This window comes from Sphingopyxis sp. GW821-FHT12C06 (assembly GCF_058807415.1).
Window position 1 is genome coordinate 117,239 of record NZ_JBXAQR010000004.1, and the last position, 24,632, is coordinate 141,870.

21 protein-coding genes and 1 riboswitch are annotated in these 24,632 nt (G+C 62.5%); of the genes, 7 read left to right on the plus strand and 14 right to left on the minus strand.

The window, feature by feature from the left end:
- Positions 1-57 precede the first annotated feature (57 nt).
- From AC1RRJ_RS12900 to AC1RRJ_RS12915, 4 genes are all read right to left on the minus strand, one after another.
- The gene (locus tag AC1RRJ_RS12900; RefSeq protein ID WP_493123293.1) at positions 58-1,575 is read right to left on the minus strand and encodes a 2OG-Fe(II) oxygenase family protein; all 1,518 of its coding nucleotides are present in this window, start codon (positions 1,573-1,575) and stop codon (positions 58-60) included.
- Positions 1,572-2,729: an aspartyl/asparaginyl beta-hydroxylase domain-containing protein gene (locus AC1RRJ_RS12905; RefSeq protein ID WP_493123295.1), complete on the minus strand. Its 1,158-nt coding sequence runs from the start codon at positions 2,727-2,729 to the stop codon at positions 1,572-1,574. The genes AC1RRJ_RS12900 and AC1RRJ_RS12905 overlap by 4 nt, the downstream gene beginning before the upstream one ends.
- A complete protein-coding gene (locus AC1RRJ_RS12910; RefSeq protein ID WP_493123297.1) occupies positions 2,726-4,732 on the minus strand; it encodes a tetratricopeptide repeat-containing sulfotransferase family protein in 2,007 nt (668 codons plus the stop codon). Before AC1RRJ_RS12910 ends, AC1RRJ_RS12905 begins: the two co-directional genes overlap by 4 nt.
- A gap of 79 nt (positions 4,733-4,811) precedes the next feature.
- A complete protein-coding gene (locus tag AC1RRJ_RS12915; RefSeq protein ID WP_493123299.1) occupies positions 4,812-7,886 on the minus strand; it encodes a TonB-dependent receptor domain-containing protein in 3,075 nt (1,024 codons plus the stop codon).
- A 793-nt stretch (positions 7,887-8,679) separates the two neighbouring features.
- On the opposite strand from AC1RRJ_RS12915, the gene AC1RRJ_RS12920 reads away from it, so the two are divergent.
- The 4 genes from AC1RRJ_RS12920 (at position 8,680) to AC1RRJ_RS12935 (ending at position 12,612) form a co-directional block, all read left to right on the plus strand.
- A complete protein-coding gene (locus AC1RRJ_RS12920) occupies positions 8,680-10,998 on the plus strand; it encodes a TonB-dependent siderophore receptor (RefSeq protein ID WP_493123301.1) in 2,319 nt (772 codons plus the stop codon).
- A 133-nt stretch (positions 10,999-11,131) separates the two neighbouring features.
- Positions 11,132-11,473, plus strand: a complete 342-nt coding sequence (locus tag AC1RRJ_RS12925) for an Mpo1-like protein (protein WP_493123303.1) — start codon at positions 11,132-11,134, stop codon at positions 11,471-11,473.
- Positions 11,474-11,583: 110 nt separating this feature from the next.
- Positions 11,584-12,117, plus strand: a complete 534-nt coding sequence (locus AC1RRJ_RS12930; RefSeq protein WP_493123305.1) for a hypothetical protein — start codon at positions 11,584-11,586, stop codon at positions 12,115-12,117.
- 66 nt (positions 12,118-12,183) lie between these two features.
- A complete protein-coding gene (locus tag AC1RRJ_RS12935; protein ID WP_493123307.1) occupies positions 12,184-12,612 on the plus strand; it encodes an OsmC family protein in 429 nt (142 codons plus the stop codon).
- Here the strand turns inward: AC1RRJ_RS12935 and AC1RRJ_RS12940 are convergent.
- Positions 12,609-13,217 carry a 2'-5' RNA ligase family protein gene (locus tag AC1RRJ_RS12940; protein WP_493123309.1) on the minus strand — a complete coding sequence of 203 codons (609 nt, stop codon included), beginning with the start codon at positions 13,215-13,217 and terminating at the stop codon, positions 12,609-12,611. The genes AC1RRJ_RS12935 and AC1RRJ_RS12940 overlap by 4 nt on opposite strands.
- A 158-nt stretch (positions 13,218-13,375) precedes the next feature.
- On the opposite strand from AC1RRJ_RS12940, the gene AC1RRJ_RS12945 reads away from it, so the two are divergent.
- Positions 13,376-14,212 (plus strand): arylamine N-acetyltransferase family protein, encoded by an 837-nt coding sequence (locus tag AC1RRJ_RS12945; RefSeq protein ID WP_493123311.1) that lies wholly within the window; start codon positions 13,376-13,378, stop codon positions 14,210-14,212.
- 11 nt (positions 14,213-14,223) lie between these two features.
- Here AC1RRJ_RS12945 and AC1RRJ_RS12950 read toward each other — a convergent pair whose 3' ends face one another.
- The 9 genes from AC1RRJ_RS12950 to thiC form a co-directional block, all read right to left on the minus strand.
- Positions 14,224-14,691, minus strand: a complete 468-nt coding sequence (locus AC1RRJ_RS12950) for a nuclear transport factor 2 family protein (protein ID WP_493123313.1) — start codon at positions 14,689-14,691, stop codon at positions 14,224-14,226.
- 44 nt (positions 14,692-14,735) lie between these two features.
- The gene (locus AC1RRJ_RS12955; RefSeq protein WP_493123315.1) at positions 14,736-15,176 is read right to left on the minus strand and encodes a nuclear transport factor 2 family protein; all 441 of its coding nucleotides are present in this window, start codon (positions 15,174-15,176) and stop codon (positions 14,736-14,738) included.
- Positions 15,177-15,213: 37 nt separating this feature from the next.
- Positions 15,214-15,630, minus strand: coding sequence for an NAD(+)--rifampin ADP-ribosyltransferase (arr, locus tag AC1RRJ_RS12960; protein WP_493123317.1), 417 nt, complete (start codon positions 15,628-15,630; stop codon positions 15,214-15,216).
- A 77-nt stretch (positions 15,631-15,707) separates the two neighbouring features.
- The gene (locus AC1RRJ_RS12965; protein WP_493123319.1) at positions 15,708-16,037 is read right to left on the minus strand and encodes a hypothetical protein; all 330 of its coding nucleotides are present in this window, start codon (positions 16,035-16,037) and stop codon (positions 15,708-15,710) included.
- A gap of 482 nt (positions 16,038-16,519) precedes the next feature.
- Positions 16,520-17,032: a 2'-5' RNA ligase family protein gene (locus AC1RRJ_RS12970; RefSeq protein WP_493123321.1), complete on the minus strand. Its 513-nt coding sequence runs from the start codon at positions 17,030-17,032 to the stop codon at positions 16,520-16,522.
- A 144-nt stretch (positions 17,033-17,176) separates the two neighbouring features.
- Positions 17,177-17,836 (minus strand): hypothetical protein, encoded by a 660-nt coding sequence (locus AC1RRJ_RS12975; RefSeq protein WP_493123323.1) that lies wholly within the window; start codon positions 17,834-17,836, stop codon positions 17,177-17,179.
- On the minus strand, positions 17,829-18,350 hold the full coding sequence (locus AC1RRJ_RS12980; RefSeq protein ID WP_493123325.1) for a TIR domain-containing protein: 522 nt from the start codon (positions 18,348-18,350) through the stop codon (positions 17,829-17,831). Before AC1RRJ_RS12980 ends, AC1RRJ_RS12975 begins: the two co-directional genes overlap by 8 nt.
- A gap of 4 nt (positions 18,351-18,354) precedes the next feature.
- The gene (locus AC1RRJ_RS12985; protein WP_493123327.1) at positions 18,355-18,900 is read right to left on the minus strand and encodes a toll/interleukin-1 receptor domain-containing protein; all 546 of its coding nucleotides are present in this window, start codon (positions 18,898-18,900) and stop codon (positions 18,355-18,357) included.
- Positions 18,901-19,058: 158 nt separating this feature from the next.
- On the minus strand, positions 19,059-20,951 hold the full coding sequence (gene thiC / locus AC1RRJ_RS12990) for a phosphomethylpyrimidine synthase ThiC (RefSeq protein ID WP_493123329.1): 1,893 nt from the start codon (positions 20,949-20,951) through the stop codon (positions 19,059-19,061).
- Positions 20,952-21,007: 56 nt separating this feature from the next.
- A riboswitch (TPP riboswitch) is annotated at positions 21,008-21,119 on the minus strand.
- 504 nt (positions 21,120-21,623) lie between these two features.
- Between thiC and AC1RRJ_RS12995 the strand changes: the two genes are divergently transcribed.
- Together AC1RRJ_RS12995 and AC1RRJ_RS13000 are read left to right on the plus strand one after the other, a co-directional pair.
- Entirely contained in the window at positions 21,624-24,092 is a 2,469-nt protein-coding gene (locus tag AC1RRJ_RS12995; protein ID WP_493123331.1) for a YadA family autotransporter adhesin, read from the plus strand.
- A gap of 87 nt (positions 24,093-24,179) precedes the next feature.
- Complete coding sequence (locus AC1RRJ_RS13000; protein WP_493123333.1) at positions 24,180-24,620, plus strand: DUF6265 family protein; 441 nt, start codon at positions 24,180-24,182, stop codon at positions 24,618-24,620.
- The last annotated feature ends 12 nt before the right edge of the window (positions 24,621-24,632 follow it).

The window sequence follows — 24,632 nt, forward strand, 5'->3', positions numbered from 1 at the left end:
GCGTCATCGCCCATCGGCCAAGCGATTTCGGCCGCTTCGGTCGCATGGACCTGTGGTTCAGCGCGGTGGCGCCACGTCGAAGGCGACGGTCAGACGTTCGCCTTCACCAAATGGCCGCGTGCCGTGCCAGAGCCATGAGGGGAACAGGATCAACCGCCCCGGTGCGGGCTCGATCATCCGGCTTGGCGGCAACGTCAGCCCGAGCGCCGCCTGCGGTTCGCCAAGGGCCAGCCATCCGGCATCGGGCGCATCCTCGACATTTTTCGGGGGCAGCGCGACATATAGTGCCGAACTGATCCAGCCTTGCGGATGAACATGATTGGCATGATGGCCGCCACCGCCCAGCCTGACCGACCAGCTTCCGGCAAAACGCGGGCGCCGGTCGCGCGGCATGGCCAGCAGCGGGTGGGCGGCATCGCGTGATGGCAATGCGGCGACATAGGTCTCGACCGCGGTCACGACCGCCGCCCGCAGGGCGCCGATGACCGGATCGCTCCGGCAGAACAGGGGCCCGTCGGTCTGGGTGCCGCCGCGCACCGACTGGTCGCGATATTCACCCTTGGCGACATGGAGTCCCCTGAGATGCGCGGCGAGCACGTCGAGCGGCGGCAGGCGGTCGCGCAGATCCATCTCGGCCACCAGTCGGGGATCTCCGACCAGCCAATCGTAGCGGGGATCGCCGGCCAATCGCCACGCCGTCGCCGCATAAGGCCAGATTGCGGCTTGTTGGGGCGCGGCCGTATCGATGACTTCATCAATCAGCGACAGCGCCGATGCCAATCGGCCTGTCCGCAAAAAATGCCGTACCTGCCACAGGTTTAGCCCCGCCCGCATGGCCACCGGGGCAGCGGCGAACAAGGCGTCGGCGCGGTCGACTTCGCTTCCTTCGGCGGAGCAAATCGCCGCATGGTCGGCAATTTGTGCGGCGGTCAGCCCGGCCGCTTGCGCCCGCTTCACGACGATCGCTTGCGTTTCATAATCTTCATGCGCGAGATGCTGGTCGAGCAGCCCGCGCCAAAGCGCGAGCGCGTCGGGTTGCTGCGCCAGCGCCCGTTCAAAGGAAGCCGTCGCCTGCGCAGGCTTTCCCATCAGGGCGCGGAGTTGCGCCAGCTGGTTATGTCCCTGTATCCACAAGGGCACTTGGGCGACGATCGCATCGAGCGCCGCTTCGGCCTCATTCCCGCGCCCCGCCGCCCAGCGTGCGGCGGCCAGTCCGATCAATATATCGCCATTGGGCGGCCCGAGCTTTTCGGCGGTTTCGAAGAGTGCGACGGCATCGAGCCCCGCCTCCAAGGCGATGCGCGCGCGGCCATGGGCAATGCCGACGTCGGCTGGCGCGAGACGGGCAGCTTCGCCAAAGGCGTCGAGCGCGGCGGGATGGGCATCGAGCGCGCGGTGCAACAGGCCGGCCCATTGCCACAAGCGTGCCGTTCCATATTGTGTCGCGGCGGCGGCAACCCAAGGCAGCGCGGCCTCTTCCTCACCTGCGTCGAGGGCCAGGCTGGCAAGATCGCCGAAGTCTTCCATATTCGCCTGCCCGGCCCGGATGGCCGCGAGCCGGGCGGCAAAACTCATCGGCTTTCGGGCAGGCTGCCCGCATCGCTGGCGATCAGTGCCGCCACGGCCTCGCGCTCGACCGGGCTGAGGTCGGGATGCCACAGGTCGAAGATGAAGACGACGCGCAACCTGTCGCTGGGGTTCAGCGCCTCATGCTCGATCGTGTCGTCGAACACAAAAGCTTCGCCGCGTCGCCAGTCGCGGGTTTCGGCGCCGACGCGGAACCAGCAGCCGTCGGGGACGACCAGCGGCAGGTGACACACCAGCCGCGCGTTGTTGAAACCGACATGCGGCGGGATCGCCGTGCCGGGCGCGAGCAGCGAGAACATCGCATTGGGCGATGCGCCGGCGATCGCCGGTTGCCCCAGCCCTTCGAGCAGCGCCATCGTTTGCGGGCAATGGCGCGCATTGGCCTCGATCCGCCGGCCGTTCCGCAGCAGGTGGATCGCGGTCCAGTCGGGATTATGGTTCAGCGCGCGCCATTGGTCGAGTGGCTGATGCGCGGCATATTGGACATAGGGAACCAGTTCGGCGCGCTCGGCGGTCATCACCGCATCGAGTTCGGCGGCGATCGTTTCGGTCGCCGCCTCGATCTGTGCGAGCCATGGAAACAGGCTTCGCGGATGAAATTCGCGTTCGCGCAGTCCCGGGAAATGAAAATGCGTCGGCTCGCTATGATAGGGGCGGGTGCGGCGCAAGGCGTTGCTGCGGAAGCGGGCGATGCGTCCGCGCTCCTCGGCGTCAGCGCGGCTTTCGGCATCGGCCATATGCCCGGCCCAGGCTGCGTCCTTCGCATCGAGCCACAGCGCATGCTTGCGTTCGCCTTCGGAGAGGACGGCGACGAGTTGCGGGGGCAGTGCCTCCGCCGGTTTTTGGGCGATGGCATGCCCCCAGGCTTCGCCGCCATTTGGATCGCCGAGCCGGTCGAGCAGGCTGGCTCGCAGCATCAGCGCGGTAAAGTCGAGCGGGGCCAGCGCCAGTGCGCGATGCACCGCGTCCAATGCGATGCGCGGCCGCCCGGCGGCGCGGTGGACCCCCGCGAGACGCAGCAGCGCGGGAAAGTCCTCGCCCAGCGCCAGTGCTTCTTCGAGCAGCGCGACCGCGCGCGCCAGATCCTGTCCCGCCGTCGCGCGGTCGGCTTCGGCGACCAGCGCGGCGCGGGTTCCGCTCACAGGCTATATCCGAATTTTTCGACCCATGGGCGCAGGACCGGCAGGACCGGTTCCAGATGCTGGCGATACCCCTCCCATCGGCCGGCGGCTCGCTTGTAGATCGGCTCGACGACTTGCGCATAGCTTGCGGTGGTAATCAGCCCGCGCTTTTTGGCCGTCGTCTGATGGTCGAGCACTTCGTCGCGCCATTCGAGTCCGAGGAAATCGAACAGCGGCCGCACCTCGGCAGCGACATCCTCGACCAGCCGCTCATAAACGATCGTGTGTACATTGAGCGGAAAGAGCGCGCGCGCGCGTTCCCAATGCTGGAAGGTGAGGTCGTAAAATTCGGCTGCATCCTCGAGCCGCAGGAAGTTCGCCATGGCGTCGTTCAGCCGGAAGTTGCTCATGAAGCAGCTGAGCAGCACGTCGCACGGGTGACGCAGCGCAAGGATGAAGCGTGCATTGGGGAACAGGCGCTGGATCAGCACCGCCTTGCTCAGGAACAGCGGCGACTTGTCGATCAGCATCCGGGCCGGATCGAGCGGGGCCGGCGCGACCTTGGCGATCTCGTCGAAATAGAGTCGCCGGGCATCGGTGAGGGCTGCCCGGTCCAGCTCGGGGATCGCCACCAGTCCGCTGACATGCTTGTCGACATGACTTAGCGGCGGCTGTTCTTCGATCACGATGGTGTCGGGATGGCCCATCAATATCGTGTCGAGTAGCGTCGTCCCCGATCGCGGGAAGCCCAGCAGAAATACCGGATCCGAATATTTGTCATCGATCGTTCCGGTATCGGACCAGCTTGCCGCCCATTCCGGTGTCAGGAGTTCGATTTCGCTGCGCAGCTTCTGGCGCATGGTTGCCGCCCGCTCGAGCGGGCGCGTCGGCGAGGATTCGTGCAGAGCATTGGTCGCGCAAAAGGCTTCGAAAGCCTTGTCCGCATCGCCGAGCCGATCGAAAAGCTGGCCGCGCAGATGCGTCGTGCGCTCGGGCTCCAGATCGGAAGGAACGCGTGCCAGGCTGGCCAGCGCTTCGTCAAAGCGCTTGGCGCGGCGGTGCTCATAGGCGCGCATGAAAGTGATTGCTCCCTCGCCGATGCCATTTTCTTCGGCGAGCATGACAAGCGGCGCGAACTCTTCCTCGCGATTGCTATGTTCATATTGGACCGCGAGGCCGAGATAGGCATCGGTTGTCGACGGATCGAGCGCGATTGCTTTCCGGAACGCTTGCTCCGCCTCTTCCATCCGATTGAGCAGGCCGCATTCGACCCCGAATTTCAGCTGAAGATTGGCGTTGTCGGGGTCGCGTGCCAAGGCGGCTTCCAGCGCGGGCATTGCCTCGTCCTGCTTACCCTCCTTCTTGTATTGCACATAAAGTTCATGGAGCGCGCGGGCATCGTCGGGAAATTCGGCTGCTGTTCTGCGAAGAAGCGCTTCGGCCTCTTCATGGCGCCCGACTGTGCGCAATGCGACCGCGACATTCAGCCGTGTCGGCGGGGCGAGCGGATTGAGCGCCATCGCCGTTTGGAGTGCGGCGACGCTGCCTTCAAGATCTCCGGTCGCCGAACGGGCATTGCCGAGGTTGTTCCAGCTTTCAAAGTCGCCGGGCTCGCTTGCGACCACATGTTCATAGGCTTCGACCGCCTCGGCGAAATGTTCGAGCGACTGGGCAACGAAGCCGCGATAGCGCGCGATACGCAGCGACGGATCGGCGCGGGCCAGATCGTGCGTGGCGATGGTCAGGGCGTCATCAAGATCGCCTTTATCGATCAACACGGCAATCAGGTTGCAGGCAATCGTCGTGTCGGCCGGCCGCGCTGCGTGCGCCGCCTTTAGATGGCGGGCGGCGCCGGCCGGATCATTCGACCGTGCCAGCAACATGCCCAAAAAGGCGTTGAGCGCGACCTTGTCGCCGCCTGTCTCCAGCGCACCTTCGGCAAGCTGCCGTGCCCGCGTCGTGTCGCCCGACTGGGCCGCACCCACGGCTTGTCGCAGGACATCGGCGGTTATGGGATCGAGCATCGGTATGTCATCCGTCGAATCAAAAAAAGGGCGGCGGATCGCACGATCCGCCGCCCCATCATAGGATCAAATACCGGCCTTAAAAGTCCAGCGTGACGCCTGCGAAAATATACCGGCCCAGCGCGTCATAGGTCGCCGGATAGGTGTTGCCGTTGCAGGGTCCGGTCGGGCACAGGTTCGACCCGTCGCGCGCCGCGTTGCCCGAGGTCACCAGCGGCGGCTGCTTGTCGAACAGGTTGCTCACGCCCAGGCGGAACGTGTAATTATCCGACACATCGAAGGTCGTCGTCAGGTCGAAATAGCTGTACGCCTTGATATGCTTGCCGGGATCGAAGACGAAGTCGCCGTGCAGTGACTGGCTGTCGTCGAGTGTTTCCGCCTTGACCTTGCCGATGTAGCGCCACTGGAACGAAATCCCGAGGCCGTCCGCCATCTTGAAGGTCGTGCGTAGCTTGTGACGCCATTTGGGCAGCATCGATCCGCCTGCCGTCGTGCCGCCCGAACTGCAAACCGGGCCATAAAGACCGGCGCAGTCGTAAGCTTCGGTGATGCCGTTATCGACCTTGTATTTGTCGAGGTAGGTCCCGACAAAGCTGAACGACAAGGTGCCAAGATCGCTGATTTCCTGGCTGAACGCGCTGTTGACTTCGATACCGCGCGTGTGAACGGTGCCGAGGTTCGACGGAATATTGTCGACATAGCCGTCCGGGGTCAGCCACAGCGAGCCCGCCGCATCGCGGTTGATCAGGCCGCAAGAAAAGGGCGTGAAGGACGCGGTAGCGTTCAGCGTGCAATCCTTCAGAATCGCATCCTGTGCCGGCGGCTGGATCGCATCCTTGAGCTTGATGTCGAACCAGTCGACCGTCAGCGAGAAGCGCGACAGGAAGCTCGGCTGCAGGATGATGCCGAGCGTCTTCGTCGTTGCCGTTTCGGGCTTCAGGTCGGGGTTGCCGCCCAGCAGGCCGTTATACTGGCCCGCCGGATTCTCGGCCGTTCCCTGATTGACGACAAAGCCCTGCGCAAGGCAGCCGTAGTCGGTCGCGCCAATGACCCGGCCCGCGCACGGATCGCTGGCCCCGTTGAGGCCGACGGTCGGTGTTGCGAACAGCTCCTGGATGTTCGGGGCGCGAACCGCGCGGTTATACTGGCCGCGCAGGCGAACGTCGCGGATCGGTGCGAATTCCAGCTGCAGTTTGAAGGTGTCGGTATCATATTTCCGGTCGGCGCTCGTCCGGTAATAGGATTTGCGATACCCCCCGCTGAAGGTCAGGTCATAGATGAAGCTTTCCTGGATCAGCGGAATTTGCGTTTCGGCAAAGAATTCATAGACCCGGAAGCTGCCCGACAGCGGCAAGGTAGCGCCGCCCTGACCGGTCAGATCGCCTGTCGAGAAGGCGTTGTCGGTCTGAAGATCCAGCGACTCCCTGCGCCATTCGAAACCCAGATTGACGCTGATGCCGTCTTCGGCCCAGGGCGATTTGATGCCATATTCGCCGAGCATCCCCGTGAACGAGGCGTTGGCGACCTGTTCCGAGGTGGTCCCCTTCTGGAAGCCGGTTGCATTGAGATAGGCGACTGCTTCCGGGCTGGCGCCGCCTGCGCCGTTGAAGATATTATAGGGAACGCAGGTCGGGTCGCTGCCGTCGATGACCGAACGGCAGACCGGGTCGAACGCCGCTGTGCGCGGATCGTCGATGACATTCAGCGCACGGCCAAGGCGCGCGACCGAAAATTCTTTCGAATAGACCTGGCTATAGTTCGACCGGCCATATTGATAATAGGTATCGTACGACCATGCCTTGCCAAGGTCGCCCTTGGTACCGATCACCGCGCGGAAGTTGGTGTGCTGCAGATCGCTCTGACGCGGACCGCCTTCGACGTTCCGGCGCAAGACTTGCAGGAAGCCCTGCTTATAGGTGTTGCCGAGCGAATCGGTGAACACCAGTGCCGGGTTTCCGGGATTGGGATTATAACCTGCCCCGATGGCCGTCGGGAAATTGCCGATAGCGCCATTGATGAGGTTGTAATAATTCGTGCTGCCTGCGGGGCCGCAGATAATGTTCCTCTGCGTCGCCGACATCAGAGCATTGTCGCAGTTGATCGTCAGCGTGTTGCCGAAGTTGCCCGACGGCGCAATCTGGGCGACCGTGCGGTCGTCCATGAACATGAATTCGAGATAGGGCTTGATCGATTCATTGATTTCATAGTTCGCGAACAGACCGGCGGTGTAACGTTCGTCGGGACGCTGATAATGATTGGTCGGCGCGAAGTTATAGCGCGTCGTCGATTGTTCAAAGCCGCCGCCCGGCTGGAAGGTGAAGGCGGTCGACGTAAAGCCCGGGATCACTTGCCCGGCAGCGTTTGTTTTGGGAACGAATACGAGCCCGGTCCCCGAAGAGTTGGTCAGCGAACCGCCGCACTGCAGCGCGCCGGCACCGGTATTCTGGATCGTACAGGCGCTGTAATCGCGCCGCGATTGCAGCACCGCCTTCGCCTTGCGATAGCCGGCATAGGCGACGATATGGCCGCGGCCATCGTCGAATCCGGCGCCGAACATCGCGGTGACGTCGAGTGTGCCGCCGTCCACAACGCTGCCTGTGGGATAGCCGAAGCCGCGGCGATCGAGCAGCGGCGGCGTCACCTTGTTGCGATTGCCGTGCTGGAACACGCTATACTGGCCGTCGAGCCGGAAGCCGGAGAAGTCGGTGTCCATGACGAAGTTCACGACGCCCGCGACCGCGTCGGCGCCATAGGTTGCCGAAGCGCCACCGGTCAGGACCTGGACATTCTTCAGCAGCGCAGCCGGGATCATGTTGATGTCGGCGGCCGAACCGCTATTCGGGCTCGGATCGCCGGGCAGAAGGCGGCGGCCATTGACCAGCGCGAGGGTACGGGTGGTACCAAGACCGCGAAGATCAACCGTTGCGGTGCCGTCGGCTCCGTTGGCAGCGGTTGACGACTGGCTGGCGAAGACCGACGGCAGCGAGTTCAGCATATCCTCGACGCGGGTCGTGCCCTGCAGCTTGATATCTTCGCTGGTGACCACGGTGATCGGCGCGGCGGATTCAAGATTGGCTTGCGGGATGCGCGAACCGGTAACGACGATCGTTTCGTCTGCTGCTGTACTGTCGTCCGCAGGCGCGTCTTGCGCCATGGCCGGAGAACCGAGAGCGAGCAGGCTGACCCCTAGAAGAAAGGGTGCTCCGCTTAATTTCAGCGTCAACTTCGATGATTGGATTTTTCTCACAGCGCCGTCCCCTACCGTTAGTCGATGAGTATCCAGGGCATGATCCTGCGCTCAAACTGGAAGACAGTGAAATGCCCTGACACTATGGGGATGAGCCCCTATTCATGTGGGGTAAAGAAAATTTCCGGCGCGTCTTGGCGTTTCATGGGCGATTGTGACTTGTTTGCAACAAGGCCGAAACACAAGCGTTGCGGCGTGCATAGTCCGCGAAATTTTGTTTCATCCGAAACCAGGTCGCGCGATCCGCGCATCCGCCGACGAAGCAATACGGTTATCTTGTGAAGCCAGTCATATGGCGCCAATGGCAATTATAGCCGTGCCAAACCCTGCCGGAAACGCCGTTCGCTGTCAGCCGTGAATCCAGGCCATCGATTGACGGGCCGCTGGCTCCGCCCTGGAATTGCCTTTGCTCATACGGCAGGCCCGGCACCCACGCGCATGTCGTGGGGACAATTGCAACGCTCCAGATTGTCAGCACGACCTGTCACACGCGATTCGTGCAAACAGCGACATGCGGCCCGCCGCCGCGGCATAGGCGCCGAAACAGGCGGTAAACAGCGCGCGGCCATGCGGTCGTTCGCGAAAAATACACCCGTCCTTGCCCCATCCTCAATCGATCGATTGCCTGCGGCTTGCTCCAAACCGGATATGCGACTAGGCGCAAATGCGAATCGATATCAATAGCAACAAGGGGTAGTCAATGAGGCCGAATCCGGGAGCCGCAACGCGGTCGAATCTGTCGCGCGCCGCGCTGGTCGCGGCGATGCTCTTGGGCTCGCAGCCCGTTTTCGCTGCCGAAGAGGCCGCCGGGAGCGGCCCGGCTGGCGAGACCATCGTCGTAACCGGGCTGCGCGAGGCCAGCGTGTCCTCGGCCACCAAGACGGGCACCCCGCTTATCGAGACGTCGCAGACGATCACGGTGATCGACGGCGAAGAGCTTGAACGCCGGGGCGCGATCTCGCTCAACCAGGCGGTCGGCTATGTCGCCGGTGTCGCGGCCAACCAGCGCGGCGGCACGGTGTCGCGTTACGACCAGATGTATTTGCGCGGCTTTTCGCCCGGGTTCTTCCTCGACGGCATGCGGCTCATCGCCGGGCCCTATTCGACCCCGCAGACCGACTTCAACCGGATCGACCAGATCGACATCATGAAAGGGCCGGCATCGGTCCTCTATGGCAATGGTACGCCCGGCGGCCTGATCAACCTGTCGAGCAAAAAGCCCGAGGCTGAGGCGTTCGGCCGTTTCGAAGCGCAGGTCGGAAACTACAACAGTCTGCGCTTCGTCGGCGACATCAACCAGCCGCTCGACGCCGAGGGCAAATGGCGCGTGCGCTTCGTTGGCGGGTGGCAGAAGGCGGACGGCTTCACTAGGCTCACCGAAAGCGAGCGCTATCACATCAGCCCGATGATTGCCTTTGCCCCGGACGATCAGACGAACATCACCCTCATCGCATCCTATCAGCATGCGCCATCGGGCGGTGGCTATTCGGGCGTACCGGCCTATGGCAGCGTGCTGCCGAACCCCAATGGCTCGATCGAATATCATATCAACACCGGTGATCCGGCATATGAGGTCTATGACCACAAGCAGAAATCGGTCGCCCTTTTGTTCCGGCGCGATTTCAACGAACATCTGGCGTTTCGTTCGAACGTCCGGTTCCAGAACAACAAGCTGAGCTACCGTCAGATCTATGTCGGCGGCTTTGCGACCACGGGGACGGGGCTCAATATCAACACTGACTACAGCACGATCATCCGCGGCGGCGGCGGTGCCGATGAGGATTTCGACACGCTGACGATGGACAACAGCCTGAACGCAAAGTTCGAAACCGCGGGGATAGAGCACGACATACTCGTGGGTCTCGATTATCTGCGGATCACCGGCGAGAATTTCCAGCAGTTCAACACCGGCCAGACCGCCAACCCGCTAACGAGCATTCCGAACCTCAATCTTTATGCGCCGGTCTATGGCCGCGTTCCGAGCCTCGATCTGACCCAGCTCTCGCTAGCCTATACCAACAGCTACAGCCAGCGCGACCAGACCGGCATCTATATCCAGGATCAGGTGACAATCGGCGGACTTCATCTGATCGCCAGTGGCCGCTGGGACTGGTACGACCAGAGCAGCCTCAACAAGAAGAACCGGGTTCTGACGCCGCTCTCGCAGAGCGCCTTCACGATGCGCTTCGGCGCGCTTTATGCGTTCGAATTCGGCCTGTCGCCCTATGTCAGCTACACTGAATCTTTCGAGCCGCAGGCGGGCGCCGACTATCTCGGCAATCCCTTCTCGCCGACCACGGGCAATATGTACGAAGCGGGCCTCAAATTTCAGCCGCGCGGCCTGAACACGCTCATCACCCTGTCGGCGTACGAACTGAAGCGGCAGAATGTCCCGGTCGGTGATCCGCTTGCGGGAACCGGCGGCCGTCCGACGAATTCGCAGATACAGATCGGCGAAACGCGCGTTCGGGGCGTCGAACTCGAAGCGCGCGGCGAGCTTCGCCCCGGCATCGATCTTGTCTTTGCCGGCACCTACACCGATGCGCTGATCACGCAGGGCGCGCCCGCCATCCCTGCTTCGGCGCCGACACTTTCCAAATTGGGCACGACCGGCACGCCATCGACCACGGGCACCGTTCCGCTCGGCGTTCCCGAGTGGCAGGCATCGGCCTTCCTTTCGTACGACTTCGGCCGTGGTGGCGCGGGCGATGGTCCACTTGGCGGGCTCAGTCTTGGTGCGGGCTTTCGTTATGTCGACGGCTCGCTCGGCTCGTCGAGCTACAAGGTCGTGAATAGCGTGACGACCTTTGAACTGTTCAGGACAAAGAGCTTCACTTTGGTCGATGCGATGCTCGCTTACGACCTTGGCCATGCCAGCCCGGCGCTGGACGGTCTCGGCATTGCGGTGAATGCCCAGAACCTGTTCGACAAGAAGCATGTCTCGTCCTGCTTCTTCTCGAACAGCTGCTATTTCGGGGCTTCGCGGACTGTAGTGGGGTCGCTGCGCTACAAATGGTAAGGCGCTGCGCTGCCGTGTCGTCGATGCGCCCGGCGCCGGCTTGCGCGAACCTCGGGCTGTACGTGAACGGCTTCGCGGGCCCCGGTTCGGCAGGTGGCTTGACCGCGCATCCTGATCGCGACATTCTTCGACGATGCCCCGGCTCTACACCAGCTTTGCCGAATTCTGGCCCTTTTACCTGCGTGAGCATAGCAAGGTGCGCACGCGGGCGCTCCATTATGTCGGGACCAGCCTCGTCGTGCTGATTGCGATATTCGCGGTGCTCAGCGCGCGCTGGGCGTGGCTCTTCGCGCTACCGCTCGCGGGTTATTTCTTTGCCTGGGTCGCGCATTTCGGGGTCGAGAAGAACCGGCCCGCGACCTTTACCTATCCGCTGTGGAGCCTTGCCGCCGATTTCAAAATGTGGGCGATGTGGCTGACCGGGCGGTTGGGGCCCGAACTCGACAAGGCGGGCGTGGCGCGGGCCCCGCGCTGATTCACGGGTGGTTCGCCATCCTTGCCGCGGCGCCGCTTTGCGCGCATCGTGGTGCCGGGGTCGCGCCATGGCAGAAGGATGAACTTGTGCGGACAGGTGTGAATCATATCATGACGGCGCTCGGCGCGCTGATGCTCGCCGGGTGCGGCGGCGGGGCCAGGGATGGTGCTGCTGCGGACGGTGATGCCAAGGCGATGGCGGCGAATGACTGGGATGCCAGCGATGCCTGTGCTTTGCTGGGCAAAGCGGCGGTCGGCGCTGCGCTGGGCGATACGGTGACCGAAACCAGCCTCGCCTTCGTCAACAAGGCCGAGGGCTCCAATGCCGCGACGTCTGAATGCACCTATCGCCTCGCGAATGGCGATGCCGCCACCTTGATGGCGCGGCGCTCGCCGATCGGCGACAACAGCGACATTGCGATCAGGCAGACACGCGAAGCCACCGCCAAAACGATGGCAGCCTTTTCCGACAAGGCGATCGAGGATGTGGCGGGGCTGGGCAAGGCGGCCTTTTTCGTCCCCGGCATCAACCAGCTCAACGTCTTTCTCGATGGCGACAAGTTCGTAATCCTGACTCTCGGCAGCGCGCCGGCGACGAGCGCGAAGGATACGGCAGTGGCGCTGGTCGCCAAAATCAAGCGCTAGCCCGCCTGTCCTGCTATACTGGCCGGGCGAGTCTCCCCGACCCGATTTCAGCCAAGGAGTATGTTCATGACCGTCAATCGCGCATCCGCCCGCTACGAAGGCTTTGGCAAGGAAGGCAAGGGGGCGATCACAACCAAGTCGGGGGTGCTCAATGCGCAGCCCTATGGTTTCGGGACGCGCTTCGAGGGCAAGCCGGGGACCAATCCCGAAGAGCTGATCGCTGCGGCGCATGCGGCGTGTTTCACCATGGCGCTGTCGTTCGGGCTGGCGCGCGCGGGCTATGCCGACGGTTCGCTCGACACGAGCGCGGCGGTGACGCTTGAGCAGCAGGACGGCGGCTTCACCGTGACCCAATCGGCGCTGACGCTGACGGGCAAGGTGCCGGGCATCAGCGCCGACGAATTTGCGAAGATCGCCGAAGAGGCCGAGAAGAACTGCCCGATCTCCAAGCTGCTCAATTGCGAGATTACGCTCGAGCATAGTCTGGAGAGCTAGGCGGCACGGAGGAGCGGGGGCATCGGCCGTGCGGGCGGTTCCTCGGCCATGAAGGCGAAGGCCGACTGCGCGGGCGGCAAAAGCGGCCAGCGGTGGAGGACGAGATGCTCGCGCCCTTTGCCGCCGGGGTGCGGCCGGCTTTCGATCAGCAGCAGTTCCCGGGGTGTCCAGTGGCGGATGACGTTGAATGCGTCGAAGAGCGCCCGGTCGTAGCCGAGCGTGATATGCGGGCGGAGGCCCGATGCCCGGTGCAACGGATCGACCCCATAGGCGCCGAGCAGGACCGCGATCGCGTCGAAGAAATCCTTGATTTCATGCGCTCGGCCGCGCGTGACAAGTTCGGCGCCCATCGCGCCGCCATGGACGCGGCCGAAGCGGATCGGTGCGGCGGGAGGCAGCGCGGTTCCCAGCGCGGCGATGACGCGGTTCTTGAGGAACAGGTCGCGCTGAAAGGTCTCGCCGACGACGCACAAGGTCAGGTGGAGCATGGCGAGGTCGACGGCGTTGCCGGTCTGCCCGGCGCGCCTCTGCCACTCGGCGAACGGCGGGCGCAGCGATGGGGGAAGCTGGAAACCGAGAAAGGTTCGAATAATCTGACTGGACATGGGACTCCTCCGAATCGAAATAATGTTCCTGTTATGTTCTTATTTGCGACAAGAGTCGAATCAGCGGGAAATCGCCCGCGGCACAAAGTCGCTTGATCTCAACCATGGTTGAGCTTGCATAAGATGCGGCAGATGATTCGCTGAACGGAGATATGCCGATGACCCAGCCTGCCCATGATCCCGTCGACCTGCCGTGCTACCTCGCGCGGATCGGTTATGCCGGGCCGGTTGCGCCGACGCTGGAGGTGCTGCGCGCGTTGCAGGCGGCGCATGTCGCGGCGATCCCGTTCGAGGCGCTCGATGTGCTGACCGGCAAGGGGGTCGAAGTCGACGCGGCGTCGGTCGATGCCAAGCTGATCGGGCAGCGGCGCGGCGGATATTGCTATGAGCAGAACGGGCTGTTTCTGCGCGTGCTGCAGACGATCGGCTTTGACGCTGCGGCGCGGCTGGGGCGGGTGCGCTGGATGATGGCGGACGATGCGCCGACGACCGCGCGCAGCCATTTGGTGATCCGCGTGATGCTCGACGGCCGAGCGTGGCTCGCCGACGTTGGTTTCGGCGCCGCGGCGCCGACCGCGCCGCTGGCGATCGACGATCGCGACCCGCAGCCGACCGTGCACGAGGCCTATCGCATCCGCCAATCGCATGACGAGTGGCTGGTCGAGGCGTTACTCGGCGATAGCTGGGCGGCGATGTATGTCTTCGATGACGCGCCGCAGCAGCCGATCGATGTCGCGGTCGCCAACTGGTACACCGCGACGCACCCAAGCTCGCATTTCCGCCACCAGTTGATCGTGGCGCGAGCAGACGACGCGGCGCGCTATGTGCTGCGCGACAACCGGCTGACGATCCGCTCCACCGACGGGCGCGTCGAGCAGGCCTATCTGACCGCCGACGAGATTGAGGCGGCGCTGGGCGACCTGTTCCTGCTGCCGGTGCGCCCGCACTGGCGCCCGGCGATTGCCCGCGCCGCGGTGATGGAGATTGCGGCTTAGGAGAAGCCCGGTCAGGGCCTGGGCGCGGCGTCTTCGGGCGCCATGCGCGTGACGTGGATATAGGCGGCCTGCCAGCTGTTTCCTGTGCGGCGGAAGATGTCGGTAAAGCGAATGCGGACGCGGAAGGGCTGGCCCGCCGAACGCCCCGATAAAACCGTCTCGGCACTCGCGAGCCCTGCATCGGCGCCCAGCGGCATAACGATGCGGTCGCGCAGCGTGACGGGATCATAGCTGTCGTTGGCGCCGGTCCAGCCCGCGATGAAAGCGGCCTTGCCGAACCGCTGGCCGCTGCCGTCGATGAAGACGAGATCGTCGGCGACCATGCGGTCCAGCGCCGCGCCGTCCCTGGCGATTTGTGCTGCGTCGAACGCGTCGGCGAAGGCAGTGAGCGCGGCGCTGTCACCGGGCGCTGGCGCAGCGTTCGCGGATATGACGCCGAGGCCGGCGATCGCGAATATGAGGGCCAATATGCTACGCATCCCTATCCTCCTGTCGTGGCGGCAAGCGCCCTGCTGCTCCGTCTTTATTTCGCCGCCGGCCGCGGCTTCATATGCCAGAGCGCGTTGACGATGATCCAGCGATCGCCGAACTTGCCCATGTGGAAATAATCGATGAACCACGGCGTTTCGACCCGGACAGCGGCGGCGTTTCCGGCGACGTCGAGGATCTTGCACGAGCGGTCCCACGCCTCGCGCGGGGTCTTGAGCGCGCCGCGTTTGGTGAGGTCGACTAGTTCCTCGCGGCTCAAGCGTTGCAGGCCGAGGCGTTCGTCGGGGGTGTCGCCGAGGACGCGGCGTTTCGCGAGATCGGGGTGGAGTGCGCGCTTGACGCGTTCGGGGTCGCCCTCGAGCTGGCCGTCGACATAGTCGAAGCAGGTGGCCTCGATCGCTGCGAGGTCGGCGGGGGTGCCGGTTGGTACCGGGGTTGCGGTCGCGGCGGCGAGGGTGAGCAGGGTGGTCAGCATGGCGGCTCCGGTTTTGGGCTGGTGACGAAAAAAGAGGCTAGTCGATGATCGGCGCCCCCTCCGCCTTCAGCTTCGCGAGACTGGCCTTCATTGCCGCGAGTACCTCGGGCGCATGGGGTTCCCAGCTTTCGACTTCGCCGACGATGCGCAGCGGCGACTGGCTGCGATAGCTGCGCGTCGGGTTGCCGGGGAATTTCCTGTCGGTGAGATTGGGGTCGTCGAACCAGTCGCCCGTCGGTGCGACGATATAGATGCGCTCGCGGCCGTCGCCGGCGGCGAGTTCGCAGCCCCATATCGCCGATTCGAGTGCCGCGGAGAAATAGATCCACGACATGGGGGCGGCCTGATAATTGCTGCCCCAGCCGGTGGCGAGCAGATCGCCGACCTGCAAATCGGCGCGGGTGCCGTGGTAGAAGGTCGCGCCGCTATCGGGGCCGGTCGGGGTGTCGGTCATGGCTGGCTCGCTTTGCTGGAGTCGGCAGGCTGGCGGAACCTGCATCAACTGTCACCTCCCGTTTCGGGTTCCGGCCGTCAGGTGGCCGTGTCGTTTCCGTCTTCGATATCGTCGGATGGATCGAGCCGCACCACCCACATCGGGCGTCCGTCGGGCGACAGCGCGATGTCGTGGCTGGGGACCATGTCGGCCCCGGTCTCGATCCAGCCGCGCCCGTCGCATTTGGGACAGGGCACACGGATCGAGCGGTGGCTGATCAGGTCGATCTGGCTGTTCCACTGGCCATGCCCTGCGCAGACCGGACAGCGCAGGTCGAGGTCGCCGGTACGGGGCCGGGCGGAAATGCCGTCGAGCGCGTGCGGATCGTGCGGGCCGGAACAATGGACGATGTTGGAGGGGTGGGACATTGCGGTGCCTTCGAGGGGGCGGGTCCTGGGAAGCGGGCGTATTGATGATTGGTTGCCAGCCAAAGTTCAGGAAAGTTCAGCCCGGTGGCGATGCGGTGGCGATGCGGTGGCGATGCGGTGGCGATGCGGTGGCGGCGGTATCAGGCGGGATGACAGGAGCGGCGGCGGAGACGGAGTGGAAGCGGCGCTGCCGCAGCGTCCGACAGAGTGAAGCAGATGTGCATATTGTAGGAAAGGGGTTTCTGGCCCGCGCGGTGCGAAACAGGATCGGCGCGGCGTGGCGCTGAGATATTCGACTGCCCGGATACGAACGGAAGTGGTCCTGTCCCTCTTCGTCACCCTCTAAAGAGACACGCGGCTCGTTAGACTTGATCCGGGGTCCAGCTTCTCACCGTTGCCGAGCGGGACCCCGGATCAAGTCCGGGGTGACGAGAAAGGAAATGTCTCCTTGCACCACTATACTGCCATGGCGGGGTGCGGAATCAGCCGTCGCCCCCGCCAAGCCGCCAGCGGCCATGTTCGACATGGGTGGTCTTGCCGACGACGCTTTCCACAAGCAGGATTTCGTCGACCGTCCAGCCGATCGGCGGCATTTTTTGCGCGTTGAGGCGGTCGCCGCGATAGTTGATCGTGATGTGCGGTTCGGGCGTGGTGCCGTCCATGATCGGCGCCTTTTCGCGCAGCAGATGGTTCACCAGCGCCTTCTGGAACGCCCGCGCCTCGGCCAGCGGATCGCGCGTGCGCAGCGTCACCGCCTTGCGGTTCTCGATCCGGTCGAAGCGGAGCGGGAAGGGCGCCGCGGCGAAGCCGTCCAGCGCGGCGATGGTCGCGGGCAGCCACTCGGGCGGCGCATAGTGCAGGTCGTAGAGCGAGATGAGTGTGACATGGAGGAGGTCCGGCCCGCGCGAAGGATCGTTGCGCGGCAGCGCGGCGATCTGCGCCTGCACCTCCGGCGGCGGCTTGGCCATGACGTAGAGGGGGTTCCGGGCGCGCATGGGTGGGAGTGTAGCATGAGGTGGGCGTGAGGCCGACTGTCGGGCGCTCCGTTGACCCGGAATTTGGGAGTTTAGTAGTAAACTATCACCGCAATTCTATAGCCCCGTAATACCAAATTCCGGCCGTAATAGTAAATATATTTCTCAGAGTCGGTGAACTATCTCGTTCATTTTTCTTCTATATAGAATAAGTCTCTGATTTACGCTTCTCATATCTAAAACTAGATCCTCGTATAGAGGGAAGGACCTTTGTATGTCTTGGGGATTTAGAAGGGCTTCTTTGTCTAAATCTAGTTGGTAGTTGTACCATCGCCTAAATTTTGCCTGCCACTTTGTAAGGTGAGGGCGAAGGCCGCTATTTAGTACGTCAATTGATAGATCGATTATTTTAGAAGTCGATTTAGACTGAACCTTGGAAACTGGTATATCCTTAATAAGTTCTCTCGTAACATCGAAGAATTTATACCAAGAATCATATATTTCAGCTATTACGTCGTCATCAAAGTCTATTTCTAAACCTATTTTCCTTGTACTCAGTTCGACCCATATTTGATAAGCTACTTTTCTATCATCTTGATTTGGTTTAATTGTAACTTTGGATTCTCCGAATCCGAACTCTGCAGAATCAATGTCAAAGCCTTTGGAAAAAATGTACCCTCTTGAAAAATAGGCCCATAATGCCGATGCTAACGCAAGCGCGATCAATGCAAGTGCCAGCCACAGGCCGATCTCAAGCTTGAACGCGCCATCACTCCAAAATATTCGGAGAAGATCGGTCTCTGCGGGTAGCGGTGGTTTAGCCATTTCTAATTCGCCGCGCGCGCGAGTTGTCGATTAGTGACTTTGAGCGAGACCTAGCTTCGAAAATCGCATTTCCCAGCGCAGTCGGGTCATTCCATATATCTTCCCACCAAACCCAATGCGCATAGCCGCTGCCGATGTTGTCCTGTAGTCTAGGAGGCTTCTCGCAGCCGTCGTTCACGACTTGGAGGGCAGGCAATTTCACCCCTAAGAGCGCATGCTCTTTCTGAAGTGTCGCGTTGATCTCCCAGTCAACGAATTTTCTTCTAGGAGTTTGGAGACCGCAAAGAACAATGGTGCAAGACGTGCCCGTAATATATTCCTCGCGGATTTTTCTTATTACGTAGTCAGATGAATCGCTATCTATCATTCTGTCCAAAGAATTATCGTAACAGAAAGAATAGGGGTGATTCATGTTGGCGGACAAATGATCATAGTACTGTTGATCAAGCGCGTGATGGTAGCTCACAAAAATGCGAGGCTTAACAGATTTTTGAGTGCCAAAGATTGAGGACATATACCTACCTGTTCAGCCAAATCGACAAGGGTGTGGCAGTAAATTTTTCATGATTTAAGACCATCCAGATTCTGTCACTACGGCCTTTCATGTCTCCAAATACAATACGATCATATAAGCCGAGATACTCTTGCTTGGTCCAATTTGTCTCATTTCGAGAATCGACAGAAGGAAAAATTGCTACGTTTTCTAGGCGTTTGTACCCGTCCGCCAAGCCAAGTTCCCAAGGAACCCAGCGGCTGTCCTTGCTATTGACGCTTGCAAGCAAGACGAATTTTTTTGTCTGGCCGATGCGTCTTTTGAGGATTTCCGCTGTTTCGCGTGACGTATACGGTGGGAGCGCAGTATCTTTTTTGTCGATATAGACGCTTGCCCCGTGATTACGCAAAACCCTTATTGCGCCCGGTAAAATATCTATGTCTTTGCTTGAGTGCGATAAAAAAGTAGTAGCTGAAGATGCTGTTGCGGCTGTAACGCTTTTGCGAACTTCCTCCGACAGCCCGGCCCCGAGGCTTCTAAGCTCACTTGCTGTTGTATATTCGACAGGCACAGATCCCCGGCCCCTTCCCCTAAGCAAATCTTCGTTTAGCTACTATCGGATTTTCACTCAATGGGAAGAGGAATGAGTTTTCTTGGCTTCTTTAGTTCGTACTCATGGCGCTGGCAGCATACTTCAAAGTGAATCGAGACGGCTTTTGCTAGTCTCTATCAATCATGCTCCCTGCCACCCGCGCCCATATACAGCTCGCTCCCCGTTTCCTTAAACAGCTCGCTCATCTCGGCCATGCCCTTTTCGGCTTCCTCGGCCGCAATGAAGTTTTCGGCGGGCTGGTTCTGCTTCGCCGCAAACTCGCGGACTTCCTGGCTGATCTTCATCGAGCAGAATTTCGGACCGCACATGCTGCAGAAATGGGCGGTCTTGGCGCCCTCCGCCGGCAACGTCTGGTCGTGATATTGTTCCGCCGTGTCGGGGTCGAGCGACAGGTTGAACTGGTCGCGCCAGCGGAATTCGAAGCGCGCTTTCGATAGCGCGTCGTCGCGGACCTGCGCGGCGGGGTGGCCCTTGGCAAGATCGGCGGCGTGGGCGGCGAGCTTGTAGGTGACGACGCCGACCTTCACATCGTCGCGGTCGGGCAGGCCCAGATGCTCCTTGGGCGTCACGTAGCAAAGCATCGCGGTGCCGTACCACCCGATCTGCGCGGCGCCGATGCCGCTGGTGATATGGTCGTAACCCGGCGCGATGTCGGTGGTGAGCGGCCCGAGCGTGTAGAAGGGCGCCTCGCCGCATGCCTCCAGCTGCTTTTCCATATTCTCCTTGATCTTGTGCATCGGGACATGGCCCGGCCCCTCGATCATCACCTGCACATCCTGCGCCCAGGCGCGCTTGGTGAGCTCGCCCAGCGTGTAGAGCTCGGCGAACTGCGCCTCGTCGTTCGCGTCGTAGATGCTGCCGGGACGCAGGCCGTCGCCGAGGCTGTAGGCGACGTCATACGCCTTCATGATCTCGGTAATCTCGTCGAAGCGTTCGTAGAGGAAGCTTTCCTTGTGATGCGCGAGGCACCATTTCGCCATGATGCTGCCGCCGCGCGACACGATGCCGGTCATGCGCTTTGCCGCGAGGGGGACGTAAGGAAGGCGGACGCCGGCGTGGATGGTGAAATAGTCGACGCCCTGTTCGGCCTGCTCGATCAGCGTGTCGGCGAAGATTTCCCAGGTCAGGTCCTCGGCGACGCCGCCGACCTTTTCGAGCGCCTGATAGATGGGGACGGTGCCGATCGGGACGGGCGAGTTGCGGATGATCCATTCGCGGGTGTCGTGGATGTTGCGGCCGGTCGACAGGTCCATGACGGTGTCGGCGCCCCAGCGGATCGACCAGACCATCTTGTCGACTTCGCTCGCGACGTCGGATGCGACCGCGCTGTTGCCGATATTGGCGTTGATCTTGACGAGGAAGTTGCGGCCGATCGCCATCGGTTCGGATTCAGGGTGGTTGATGTTGTTCGGGATGATCGCACGGCCGCGCGCGACCTCGTCGCGGACAAACTCAGGCGTGACATAATCGGGGATCGACGCGCCGAAGCTTTCGCCGTCGCGCTTGTACTCGGCGAGGCGGACGCGGCCGAGATTTTCGCGCTCGGCGACATATTCCATCTCGGGCGTGATGATGCCGCGGCGGGCGTAATACATCTGGCTGACGTTCGCGCCGGGCTTGGCGCGCAGCACCTGACGGCGGACGTTGGGGAAGGGGGCGACGCCGCCGCTGCGGTCGGGGCCGAGCTGGCCGTTATCCTCAGGGCGAACTTCGCGCTGGGCGACTTGCTCGACGTCGCCGCGGGCGCGGATCCAGTCGGCGCGGATTTCGGGGAGGCCGGCTTCGATGTCGATGGTGGCGTTGACGTCGGTGTAGGGGCCCGACGTGTCATAGACGCGCACCGGGGGCTCGCCCGAATGCGGGTCGAGATCGATCTCGCGCATCGCGACGCGGATGCCGCTGCCGGTCTGCGTCGCGACATGGATTTTGCGGCTGCCACGGATCGGTCCGGTGGTGACGCCGATCGGGGTGGCGGCGCCCTTTGCGAGGCGGGTGTCGATGTCGGCCATGTGCAGTCGCTCCATATATGTCGGAGCGAGAACGGGGATTCCGGTCCTTGGATATGGAACGAAACGCCGACCCTCCCTCCGCCGGTATTATCCGGATCAGGTTCAACGGGTCGCGGTTTATTCCGCTCTCAACCTGCGATCACGCGACAGGCTCCCCGGGGATGGGGGGTGTTTAGCCGGGCAGGGGCTTGCTGTCCACCGGAGAGGCGTTGGTGGAGCGTTGACATAAATAGATAGTAAACAAAAACTTTATTGGTTGACGAAGCGTTAATCTTTTCGGAATCGGGATGGGGCGGCGAATCGTAGCCGTTTGTTATGGGGGCATAATATATGATTTCCGGTGTTCGTAACGCGCTTCGCGCGTCCCTTTGTGTTGCCGCTTTGACGGCGGGTTTTTCGGGAACTGCGCAGGCGGCCGAGTGTCTGCTGGATACCAATAACAACGGCGTTGTGGATGCCGCCGATACTGACGGCGGAGCGCAATCGGATGGAACGGCCGAGACGCTGGCCTGCGGCAACAACGCTGGCGCTCAGGCTCCATTCTCGACCGCCCTGGGCGCAGACAGCAGCGCGGCCGGTGCCTTCGGGACTGCGGTCGGAAATGGTGCGCAGTCGGGCGGCAGCGGTTCGCTTGCAGTGGGAGCGAGTGCAAATGCCGGCTTTACAAATAGCGTGGCGTTGGGCTTCGGCGCGACCTCTGCCGCGCAGCGCTCCATCGCGATCGGTGCATCGACCAACGCAGGGGGGGAGGCGTCTGTCGTGGTTGGAACGAACGCATCGACGCTCAGTTTCGCAACCAATTCCGTCGCGCTGGGCGCAAATTCGGTAGCCGATGCGGCGAACACAGTGTCGGTAGGCTCGCTGAGTCTGCAACGCCGGATCACAAATGTCGCAACGGCGGTAAATGGTACTGACGCGGTCAATCTCACGCAGCTCAATGCCGCGCTTAGTGGCGGCGGAACGCCTTATATCAGGATAAACTCCGCAGCCCAGGGCGCGACCGCCGGTGGGGCTGGCGCTATTGCGATCGGGCAATTCGCCAATGCCGGTGGGGGCGTGTCGACTGCTATCGGCAATTTCGCATCAAGCCAAGGCTATGGCGCTCTCGCGCTGGGCTCGAATACGAGCGCCGCTGGCGATGCGTCGGCGGCCCTCGGCGAAAATATCGCTGCGCAGGGAAATTATGCCGTCGCTCTTGGATCTTTTGTCCGGACAAACGGCGAAGCGGCGATTGCCATCGGCCGGGCCACAAAAGCGGAAGGAAACGGAAGCGTCGCGATCGGCGGCGATAGCAATGGCGACAACGAAGGCGCGTATGCCAATGGCGTGCGCGCAACGGCGATCGGCAGCGATGCGCGCGCGGGAAGCGGCAGCACGGCGCTTGGCAGTGGTTCGCTTGCAGGGGGACTGAATAGCGTTGCGCTGGGCGCCGGAACCTTTGCAATGCGTGACAATAGTGTTGGGGTCGGTCAGCGACAGATTGTCGATGTTGCCGCTGGCACGCAGGCGACCGATGCCGTCAACCTGGGCCAGCTTCAGCAAGCGATTAGTAGTTTTGCCGATTCTGTTACCGCAAATCTGGGGTCGAGCATCTATTTTAAGGCCAATTCGTCGAGCGCGGCGGCGCAGGCGAGTGGGCAGGAAAGCGTCGCGATCGGCGGCAATGCCAATGCGAGTGGAGGACTCGCCGTCGCCATTGGCTCCGAAAGCCTGGCGTCGGACTCTTTCGCGGTAGCCCTTGGCTATAGCAGCCGGGCCAATGGTCCGTTCAGCACGGCGCTGGGGACGCAGGCTGTGGCATCTTTTGGCTCGACGGCGGTCGGTAACGGCGCGGATGCCAGCGGAGGTGCTGCCGTCGCGCTCGGTATCTCGTCATCCGCAACGGGAGACAATAGCATCGCTATCGGATCCGGCGCGACGGCCGACAACTTGCTCTCCACGGCGATTGGCACGAACGCCTATGCCTCGGCCGAGAATAGCACGGCGATTGGTAGCGATTCGCTGGCCGACCGTGCCAACAGCGTGTCTTTCGGTGCAGTGGGCAACGAACGCCAGCTGACCAATGTCTCCGCCGGTACGCAAGGCACCGATGCGGTCAATCTCGACCAGCTCAATGCCGTTGGGACGGTCGCGAATGCCGCGCTGACCACCGCCAATCAGGCAAATGGCAAGGCCGATCAGGCGCTTGCTGCGGTGCAGCAGGTGATCGTCCAGAACGGCAATGTCGTCGGCAACAACAATGGCGGCGTGTCGGCGCAGGCGACGGGCAATGGCGCGATGGCCGGCGGGTCGGGGACGGTCGCCGATGGGGCGGGAGCGATCGCGTTCGGGCTCGACAACAAGGCGACGGGCAATGGCGCGGTCGCGATCGGCGATCCCAATATCGCAACGGGCAATGGCGCGGTCGCAATCGGCGCCGATAACACGGCAACCGGCGACGGCGCGGTCGCGCTGGGCAATCTCAGCACCGCCAATGGCGGGTCGGCGATCGCGCTTGGTGACGGTGCGACGGCGAATGGCGCGGGCAATATCGCGCTCGGCGGCGGATCGTCGGCGACGGGTGCGAACAGCGTCGCGCTGGGTGCGGGATCGGTCGCGAGCCAGGCGAACACCGTCTCGGTGGGCGCGGCCGGAGCCGAGCGCCGGGTGACCAACGTCGCGGCAGGGTCCGCGGCGACCGACGCGGTGAACAAGGATCAGCTGGATGCCGAAGCTGCGGCCCGCCAGCAGTTCAACCTGCAAATGTCGCAGCGGCAGGCGGTACAGGAAGCGGCAACGACCAGTTTGACGCTGGGCCTTGCCAATGAAATGTCGGCGCGTCTCGCCGCCGATAATGCGCTGTCGCAGCGGATCGACGCCGTATCGACGCGGATCGACCAGATCGAATCGCGGATGTCGGTGCTCGACGACCGCATCGCCAGCTCGACCGCGGTCGCGTCGGCGCTTAGCGGCAACGCCTTCCTGCCCGACATGAAGTTCAACCTGACTGCGAACGTCGCCACTTATGATGGCGCGCATGCCGGGGCGCTTCAGATGGGCGTGCTGGTGTCGCCGAACCTCGCGCTTAACGCCGGGGTCGCGTCGGGCTTCAACCGCCGCGGTAAAACGGCTGCGCGTGCGGGCGTGACGATCGGCTTCTGATCGTGAAAGACGGGCGGGAGCGGTCGTTGACCGCTCCCGCCAACACGCCGATAAACGCATCCCGTCGGCTTTGTCGGGAGGTGCGCAATGATGCCATGGCTGGCGGGAGTGACGGCGCTTTTGTTTGCGGCGGGATCGCCCGCGACGGTCGGCGACCTCGCGTGGCTGGCGGGCGACTGGGTGCGCGAAGATGCAGGGCGCTGGACCGAGGAAAGCTGGATGCCGCCGCGTGGCGGGATGATGCTGGGGGTGAGCCGATCGGGGCGCGGCGAGAATTTGCGCGAGTTTGAATTTCTGCGGATCGCGGCGGATGCCGACGGGGTGCCCGCCTATGTCGCGCAGCCGCAGGGCGGGGCGCCGGTCGCGTTTCGACTGGTACGCCACGATGCGACCAGCGCGCGCTTTGAAAATCCGGCGCATGATTATCCGCAACGCATCGATTATGTTCGCGCGGGCGACACGCTGACCGCATCGATTTCGGCGATCGACGGGATGAAGGCGCGCCGCTGGACCTATCGGCGCCGCTGATATTGTCGAGGC